Origin of the sequence: Pseudomonas sp. BAY1663 (assembly GCF_000582595.1) — a bacterium.
Taxonomy (GTDB): domain Bacteria; phylum Pseudomonadota; class Gammaproteobacteria; order Pseudomonadales; family Pseudomonadaceae; genus Stutzerimonas; species Stutzerimonas stutzeri_AF.
This window is the reverse complement of record NZ_AZSV01000131.1, coordinates 1-7,685: the sequence shown is the minus strand read 5'-3', so window position 1 is coordinate 7,685 and position 7,685 is coordinate 1. Positions and strand designations below refer to the sequence as shown.

The 7,685-nt window shown below is 67.2% G+C and carries 7 protein-coding genes and 2 pseudogenes; 6 read left to right on the top strand and 3 right to left on the bottom strand.

Features of this window, described 5'->3' with window-relative positions; translation table 11 throughout:
- Nucleotides 1-797 (top strand): rhodanese-like domain-containing protein (locus tag BAY1663_RS21405; protein ID WP_037044835.1); only part of this gene is annotated, 797 nt, incomplete at its 5' end.
- A gap of 316 nt (nucleotides 798-1,113) precedes the next feature.
- Here the strand turns inward: BAY1663_RS21405 and BAY1663_RS21400 are convergent.
- Complete coding sequence (locus tag BAY1663_RS21400) at nucleotides 1,114-2,055, bottom strand: sigma 54-interacting transcriptional regulator (protein ID WP_037044832.1); 942 nt, start codon at nucleotides 2,053-2,055, stop codon at nucleotides 1,114-1,116.
- An 80-nt stretch (nucleotides 2,056-2,135) separates the two neighbouring features.
- Nucleotides 2,136-2,717, bottom strand: a complete 582-nt coding sequence (locus BAY1663_RS21395; protein ID WP_037044826.1) for an alpha/beta hydrolase — start codon at nucleotides 2,715-2,717, stop codon at nucleotides 2,136-2,138.
- Nucleotides 2,718-2,966: 249 nt separating this feature from the next.
- On the opposite strand from BAY1663_RS21395, the gene oscA reads away from it, so the two are divergent.
- From oscA to BAY1663_RS21370, 5 genes and pseudogenes are all read left to right on the top strand, one after another.
- Nucleotides 2,967-3,146 carry a sulfur starvation response protein OscA gene (gene oscA / locus BAY1663_RS21390; protein ID WP_037044838.1) on the top strand — a complete coding sequence of 60 codons (180 nt, stop codon included), beginning with the start codon at nucleotides 2,967-2,969 and terminating at the stop codon, nucleotides 3,144-3,146.
- A gap of 170 nt (nucleotides 3,147-3,316) precedes the next feature.
- Complete coding sequence (locus tag BAY1663_RS21385; protein ID WP_037044823.1) at nucleotides 3,317-4,315, top strand: sulfate ABC transporter substrate-binding protein; 999 nt, start codon at nucleotides 3,317-3,319, stop codon at nucleotides 4,313-4,315.
- Nucleotides 4,316-4,399: 84 nt separating this feature from the next.
- Nucleotides 4,400-5,218: a sulfate ABC transporter permease subunit CysT gene (gene cysT, locus BAY1663_RS21380; protein WP_037044819.1), complete on the top strand. Its 819-nt coding sequence runs from the start codon at nucleotides 4,400-4,402 to the stop codon at nucleotides 5,216-5,218.
- Nucleotides 5,219-5,228: 10 nt separating this feature from the next.
- Nucleotides 5,229-6,098, top strand: coding sequence for a sulfate ABC transporter permease subunit CysW (gene cysW, locus BAY1663_RS21375; RefSeq protein WP_037044816.1), 870 nt, complete (start codon nucleotides 5,229-5,231; stop codon nucleotides 6,096-6,098).
- A gap of 3 nt (nucleotides 6,099-6,101) precedes the next feature.
- Nucleotides 6,102-7,081: pseudogene (locus BAY1663_RS21370) on the top strand (sulfate/molybdate ABC transporter ATP-binding protein).
- A 229-nt stretch (nucleotides 7,082-7,310) separates the two neighbouring features.
- Here BAY1663_RS21370 and BAY1663_RS21365 read toward each other — a convergent pair.
- Nucleotides 7,311-7,685: pseudogene (locus BAY1663_RS21365) on the bottom strand (transcriptional regulator); the annotation flags it as partial.

The following is a 7,685-nucleotide window of genomic DNA, read 5'->3' as shown; positions in this document are numbered from 1 at the left end:
GCCGCGCCACGCTCGCCGACCTGCAGCGCTGGCAGGCGGAACGCGGTCGCACCACCTACCTGTTCGACGTGCGCACGCCGGAGGAATATGCCGCCGGCCACCTGCCGGACGCCCGCTCCGTCCCCGGCGGCCAGCTGGTGCAGGAGACCGACCACTACGCCAGCGTGCGCGGCGCCCGCGTGGTGCTGGTGGACGACGACGGCGTGCGCGCCAACATGAGCGCCTCCTGGCTGGCGCAGATGGGCTGGGACGTACAGGTGCTGGACGGCCTCGACCGCGCAGCCTTCTCCGCCCGCGGCGACTGGCAGGCGCCCCTGCCGCCGCTGCCCGCGGCCGGGACCATCGATGCGCATACGTTGCAGCAATGGCAGGCGGCAGGCGACACCCTGGTGCTGGACTTCACCGCCAGCGCCAACTACGTCAGGCGGCATATCCCGGGCGCCTGGTGGGCGCTGCGCGCTCAGCTGCCGCAGGCCCTGGAGCGCCTGCCGCGGGCCGAACGCTACGTGCTCACCTGCGGCAGCAGCCTGCTGGCGCGCCTCGCCGTCGCCGAACTGGCCGAGCTGACCGGCAAGCCGGTGTTGCTCCTCGACGGCGGCACTGCCGCCTGGATCGCCGCCGGCCTGCCGACCGAGGAAGGCGAAACCCACCTCGCCGTGCCCCGCAGCGACCGTTACCGACGCCCCTACGAAGGCACCGACAACCCACGCGAGGCCATGCAGGGCTACCTGGACTGGGAGTTCGGCCTGGTGGAGCAGCTGCGCCGCGACGGCACCCACGGCTTCCACGTCGTCTGAACGAAGCCTGGCTAGCCACAACGGCAACAAGGCGTTGTCGGCCCGCAGGCGCTGGTGCGGTAGCGCCCCGCCCATGCCGGGGGAGGGAGCAGCAGCAGCGGGTCGCGCTGAGGCTGTGCGCATCGGGCGCCTTCCCCCCAGAGGCGGTGTTGAGCAGGGTCGGCCAGACTGCGGCGATATCATCCGCAGGAACTGGAACGCCAGCGTGAGATCGCCCATTCCAGAGCGCCAGCTGCCCACCCGCAGGGAGGCTGCGCGCCCCGCCCCAACCTATGACTCATCAGCGGATTGGGACTCGCGCATCGGCAGGGTCGAATCAGGCCAATGCCTCGGCCAAGCCCCCGCCGGCATCCCGCAGCAATTGCTGCAAGGCCAGCAGTTGCTGCCGGTCGGCACCGGCCAACAGCCGTTGCAGGTCCGCGTCGAGCTGCGCCAGCGGGTCCGCCAGATTGAAGTGCTCGGGCAGCAGTTCGTCGCCGCTGCTGACCAGCAGCGCGAAGTGAATGACGTTCTCCAGCTCACGAGTGTTGCCCGGCCAGGCGTGGCGCTTCAACAGCCGCTGGGCTTCCCGACTGATCGCCGGTAGCGGCAGCTGCAGCCGCTGCGCATAGACGCCAAGAAAATATTCGGCCAGCGGCAGGATGTCGCCGACGCGCCCGCGCAACGGCGGCAGTTCGAGGCGGCCATCGCTCAGGTAGTGGTAGAGCCGTTCGTTGAACTTGCCCACGGCGACGGCCTTGGCCAGATCGATACTGGTGGCCGCCACCAGGCGCACGTCCACCGGCGTGGCGCGGGAGGCGCCGACGCGCTGCACCTCGCCGGTTTCCAGCGCCGCCAGCAGCTTGCCCTGCAGGCTCAGCGGCAGGTCGCCGATCTCGTCCAGGTACAGCGTGCCGCCGTTGGCCGAACCGAACCAGCCGGCGCGGCTGCTGGCGCTGGCATCATGGGCACCGGCGGCATAGCCGAACAGCTCGGCCTCGGCATGGGCGCTGCTGATGGCGCCGCAGTTCACCGCGACGAACAGCCCGCCACGTTCGCTCTGCCCATGGACGTGCCGCGCCAGCAGCTCCTTGCCCGTGCCGGTTTCGCCGAGGATCAGCAAAGGGATAGGCAAACCGACCAGGCGCGCGACCTCGTCGCGCAGTTGGCGCGAACGCGGATCGATGAATACCAGTGCCTTGGCGCGAATGCTCAGCGGGCTTCTTTGCGCATCGGGAAAGGTCAGCAGCGCCTGGCTGGTGAAACGGCTGTGGCTCATGAAAAAGCTCCCGCCAGGCGGACCGCCGCGCGGCCGCCTGCTGTCAGTAGATCAGGTAGGTGGCCGGCAGGGCGCCGTCTTCAGGCGGTCCTGCGGGCCTGCTGTTCGATGCGGCTCTGCAGGCGATACAGGTAGGCGAACCCCTGTTCCCAGCGGTGATGGCCGGACTTCACATTGATATGCCCGGCACCGCCGAGAATCGCGATTTCGCTGCCCCAGTCGCGGCCCAGCTCGATCGCGCGCTCGGCGCTGGCCGCACTGTCGTTGTCGGAGCCGACCAGCTGGCTGGCGAAAGGCAGGCCCTGGCGGGGAATCGGCGCGAAGTTGCGCAGCGCCTCGGGGCCGTTGTCGCGCTGCACGTCGGCCGGAGCCACCAGCAGCGCCCCGCGCACCCGCCGCAACAGTTCCGGCGATGCCTGCGCCGCCCAATGCGCCACGGTGATGCAACCCAGGCTGTGCGCCACCAGGATCGCCGGCTGCGGGCTGCCGGCGATACAGCGCTCCAGCTCACCGACCCAGTCCTGCCGGCGCGGCGTCATCCAGTCGGCCTGTTCCACCCGTGCGCTGTTGGGCAACACCTGCTGCCAATGGCTTTGCCAGTGGTCGGCGGACGAGCCCTGCCAGCCCGGCACTATCAGATAGCGGATCGATTCACTGCGCATCACGGCGCCTCCTGGAGATTCGGGCGCCAGTCTAAGCAGACACGAGAGCACCATAAAAAGAATAAGAAATTCTTTGCTTATTCCATAAGTACGAAAAACGGTGTGACAGCGACTTATTCGATTTAAGTCTATAAATGTTATTAAACAATATTTTTAAGAATATTTCAGTATTGCCTACCATCCTCAGCCATGCCTCCCTGGCTACGGTCATACCGGCCGTCACGGAGGCTTCGCCACGGAGAGATGAAGATGAGCGCGACCCTTCGCAACCTTGAAGGTCAGGACGAAGCCAGCATCCTGCGCGAAATCCAGAACGCCCTGAACGGCCTCAAGTTCGGCTCGGTGGAAATCACCGTGCACAACGGCCAGGTCGTGCAGATCGAGCGCAAGGAAAAATTCCGCCTGCAGCCGACCGGCAAGAACGCCTGACCCCCTGACCATCCCTGCCCGACTGGACCACCGGAGGGCGTGAACATGAGAAGACCAAGACCATGAACACGCACCGGTACTGCAGCTGTCGCCCGCGAATGCGGCGCTGACTGCCCCAACCCCTCGATCAGAAAGCCAATACCCAACTCGATTGTTCCGAGGAGCTGCACATGTCCATTCGTTTCTTCGCGCTCGCCGCCCTGGCCGGCGCCCTGGTCGCCGGGCCCGCCAGTGCCGCCCAGACCCTGCTCAACGTGTCCTACGATCCGACCCGTGAGCTCTATGTCGAATTCAACCAGGCCTTCGCCAGGCACTGGCAGGCCCAGGGCAACGAGCCCGTGACCATCCAGCAATCCCATGGCGGCTCCGGCAAACAGGCCCGCTCGGTGATCGACGGCCTGCGCGCCGACGTCGTGACCCTGGCCCTGGCCGGCGACATCGACGAGCTGCACCGGATCGGCAAGCTGATTCCGGAGAACTGGCAGGAGCGCCTGCCGGACGCCAGCACGCCCTACACCTCGAGCATCGTGTTCCTGGTGCGCAAGGGCAACCCGAAGGGCATCAAGGACTGGGACGACCTGATCGAGCCGGGCGTGGAAGTCATCACCCCCAACCCGAAGACCTCCGGCGGCGCCCGCTGGAACCTGCTCGCGGCCTGGGCCTACGCCGAGAAGAAATACGGCGGCGAAGAACAGGCCAAGGACTTCGTCGAGAAGCTCTACCGCAACGTGCCGGTACTGGACACCGGAGCCCGCGGCTCGACCATCACCTTCGTCAACAACAAGATCGGCGACGTGTTGCTGGCCTGGGAGAACGAGGCCTTCCTGGCGCTCAAGGAAGAAGGCGGTGATGCCCTGGAAATCGTCGCGCCGTCGCTGTCGATCCTCGCCGAGCCGCCGGTCACCGTGGTCGACGCCAACGTCGACCGCAAGGGTACCCGCAAGGTCGCCGAGGCCTACCTCGAGTACCTGTACAGCGACGAAGGCCAGCGCCTGGCGGCCAAGCACTTCTACCGCCCGCGCAACCCGGAGATCGCCAAGGAGTTCAGCGAGCAGTTCTCCGACATCGAACTGGTGACCATCGACGGTTACTTCCACGGCTGGAAAGAAGCCCAACCGCGTTTCTTCAACGACGGCGGCATCTTCGACCAGATCTACAAGGCGCACTGACGTGCGCAGCTCCAAGCGACAAGCCCGCAAGCGGGCTGTCGCTTGGAGCACCTACCTGTCGCTTGAGCTTGCCGCTGAGGTCCTATGTCCCGCCGTACTTCCCCCGTCATACCCGGCTTCGAGCTGACGCTGGGCTACACCCTGGTGTACCTCAGCCTGTTGGTGCTGATCCCCCTGGGTGCCCTGTTCATCTCCGCCGCGCAGCTCAGCTGGGCTGAATTCTGGGCGATCGTCACCTCCCCGCGGATGCTGGCCGCACTGAAACTCAGCTTCGGCACCGCCTTGCTCGCCGCCCTGCTCAATGGCGCGATCGGCACCCTGCTGGCCTGGGCGCTGGTGCGCTACAGCTTTCCCGGGCGCAAGATCATCGAGGCGATGATCGACCTGCCCTTCGCCCTGCCCACCGCGGTGGCCGGCATCGCCCTCACCGCGCTGTACGCGCCCGCTGGCCCGATCGGCCAGTTCGCCACCGCGCTGGGTTTCAAGATCGCCTACACCCCGCTGGGGATCACCCTGGCGCTGACCTTCGTCACCCTGCCCTTCGTGGTGCGCACCCTGCAGCCGGTGCTCGCCGACATCCCGCGGGAAGTCGAGGAGGCCGCCGCCTGCCTGGGCGCCAGGCCGCTGCAGGTGTTCCGCTACGTGCTGCTGCCGGCGCTGCTGCCCGCCTGGCTGACCGGCTTCGCCCTGGCCTTCGCCCGGGGCGTCGGCGAATACGGCTCGGTCATCTTCATCGCCGGCAACATGCCGATGAAGACCGAGATCCTGCCGCTGCTGATCATGGTGCAGCTGGACCAGTACAACTACGCCGGCGCTACCGCCATCGGCGTGCTGATGCTGGTGGTGTCGTTCGTCCTGCTGCTGCTCATCAACATGCTGCAACGCCGCATCACGCGTGCCTGAGGAGGCCGTCATGACTTCTGCAACGTTAACCGCCTCCGCCAGCAACGCCGCCCGCCGCGGCAACGCCTGGGGCCGGCGGCTGCTGATCGGCGGCGCCTGGCTGGTGTTCGTCCTGTTCCTCCTGCTGCCGCTGCTGATCGTGGCCAGCCAGGCGCTGCAGAAGGGCTTCGCACCCTTCTTCGCCGCCATCGTCGAGCCCGACACCCTGGCCGCGCTGCGCCTGACGCTGCTCGCCGTGGGCATCTCGGTGCCGCTCAACCTGGTGTTCGGCGTGGCCGCCGCCTGGTGCGTGAGCAAGTACGAATTCCGTGGCAAGAGCATCCTGGTCACGCTGATCGACCTGCCGTTCTCGGTTTCCCCGGTGATCGCCGGCCTGGTCTACGTGCTGCTGTTCGGCGCCCAGGGCTTCTTCGGCCCCTGGCTGCGCGAACACGACATCCAGATCATCTTCGCCGTGCCGGGCATCGTCCTCGCCACCCTGTTCGTCACCGTGCCCTTCGTCGCCCGCGAACTGATCCCGCTGATGCAGGAGCAGGGCACCACCGAGGAGGAAGCCGCGCGCCTGCTGGGCGCCAACGGCTGGCAGATGTTCTGGCACGTCACCCTGCCCAACATCAAGTGGGGCCTGATCTACGGCGTGGTGCTCTGCACCGCGCGGGCCATGGGCGAATTCGGCGCGGTCTCGGTGGTGTCCGGGCATATCCGCGGCTACACCAACACCCTGCCGCTGCACGTGGAAATCCTGCACAACGAGTACAACCACATCGCCGCCTTCAGCGTCGCCAGCCTGCTGTTGCTGATGGCCCTGTTCATCCTGCTGCTCAAGCAGTGGAGCGAATCCCGAATCAACCGCCTGAAAGCCAGCGCCGGCGAGGAATGAGTCATGTCCATCGAAGTGTCGAATGTCAGCAAGAACTTCAACGCCTTCAAGGCGCTCGACAACATCAACCTGAACATCCAGAGCGGCGAACTGGTCGCCCTGCTCGGCCCGTCCGGCTGCGGCAAGACCACCCTGCTGCGGATCATCGCCGGCCTGGAAACCCCGGACAGCGGCAACATCGTGTTCCACGGCGAGGACGTCTCCCGGCACGACGTGCGCGATCGCAAGGTCGGCTTCGTCTTCCAGCACTACGCGCTGTTCCGCCACATGACGGTGTTCGACAATGTCGCCTTCGGCCTGCGCATGAAGCCCAGGGGCGAACGGCCGAACGAAACGATCATCAAGCAGAAGGTGCACGAACTGCTCGACCTGGTGCAGCTCGACTGGCTCGCCGACCGCTACCCGGAACAGCTGTCCGGCGGCCAGCGCCAGCGCATCGCCCTGGCCCGCGCCCTGGCGGTGGAACCCAAGGTGCTGCTGCTCGACGAGCCGTTCGGCGCCCTCGACGCCAAGGTGCGCAAGGAACTGCGCCGCTGGCTGGCGCGCCTGCACGAGGACGTGCACCTGACCAGCGTGTTCGTCACCCACGACCAGGAAGAGGCCATGGAAGTGGCCGACCGCATCGTGGTGATGAACAAGGGCGTGGTCGAGCAGATCGGCTCGCCGGCGGAGGTCTACCAGCAGCCGGCCAACGACTTCGTCTACCACTTCCTCGGCGACGCCAACCGCCTGCAGCTCGACGCGGAGCGGCAGCTCCTCTTCCGCCCCCACGAAGTCTCGCTGAGCCGGATCGCCACGGCCGACTACCAGGCCGGCGAAGTGCGCGACATCCGCCCGCTCGGCGCCATCACCCGGGTGACGCTGAAAGTGGCCAGCCAGGACGAACCGATCGAGCCGAAGTGACCAACGATCACGCCAGCCTCGCCGGCCTGATCCGCGGCGAGACGCTGTACTTCCGGCCGAACACCGGCGCCAGGCCCTGAGCTTCAGCGAAGCCATTCGCCCGCCCGAGGCCACCGCCCCGGCGGGCGAATGCGCTGCGTAACACCTAGTGTGGCACCATCGGTCAAATGACAGTAGGTTGGGTTGAGGAGCAACGCGACGAAGCCCAACCTACGGGACGGCCCCACCCTCGCAATCACGGCAGATCGCACTGATCGCCTCTGCTTATCACGCTCTAACCTGAACCGACATTTCAACGCTGTCGCGACACTACGCATCGACCTGCGCGGCGATCCGGCCGATGGCCCGGCGGCCTTCCGGCGACACGTGCAGCGCCCGCGACCCCTGGGCAGGACGCAGCCAGCCGGCCTGCCTGCAGGTATCCAGCAACGCCGCACCGAGCGCGCCGCCCAGGTGCGGCTTGCGCTCGCTCCAGTCGGGACAGGCACAGGCCAGTTGCCGGCGGCGCCGTCCCAGGGCCGCGAGGTCGATACCCAGGCGCCCAGCCCCGCATGACCGCAATCGGTGATCGCCACCTGCCTGCCGTCCGGCACCAGCCAGCCGGCCCCGGCCATGCGCTCGAACAGCCCCACCGCCAGCTCGCCCGGCCAGATGGTCGTAGCAGGTGCGCGCCTCGCGCAGGGC

Coding starts and splice junctions, on each gene's coding strand:
- cysT (WP_037044819.1), top strand. CDS start 4,400: ATGTCCCGCCGTACTTCCCCCGTCATACCCGGCTTCGAGCTGACGCTG.
- cysW (WP_037044816.1), top strand. CDS start 5,229: ATGACTTCTGCAACGTTAACCGCCTCCGCCAGCAACGCCGCCCGCCGC.
- BAY1663_RS21385 (WP_037044823.1), top strand. CDS start 3,317: ATGTCCATTCGTTTCTTCGCGCTCGCCGCCCTGGCCGGCGCCCTGGTC.
- BAY1663_RS21400 (WP_037044832.1), bottom strand. CDS start 2,055: ATGAGCCACAGCCGTTTCACCAGCCAGGCGCTGCTGACCTTTCCCGAT.
- oscA (WP_037044838.1), top strand. CDS start 2,967: ATGAGCGCGACCCTTCGCAACCTTGAAGGTCAGGACGAAGCCAGCATC.
- BAY1663_RS21395 (WP_037044826.1), bottom strand. CDS start 2,717: ATGCGCAGTGAATCGATCCGCTATCTGATAGTGCCGGGCTGGCAGGGC.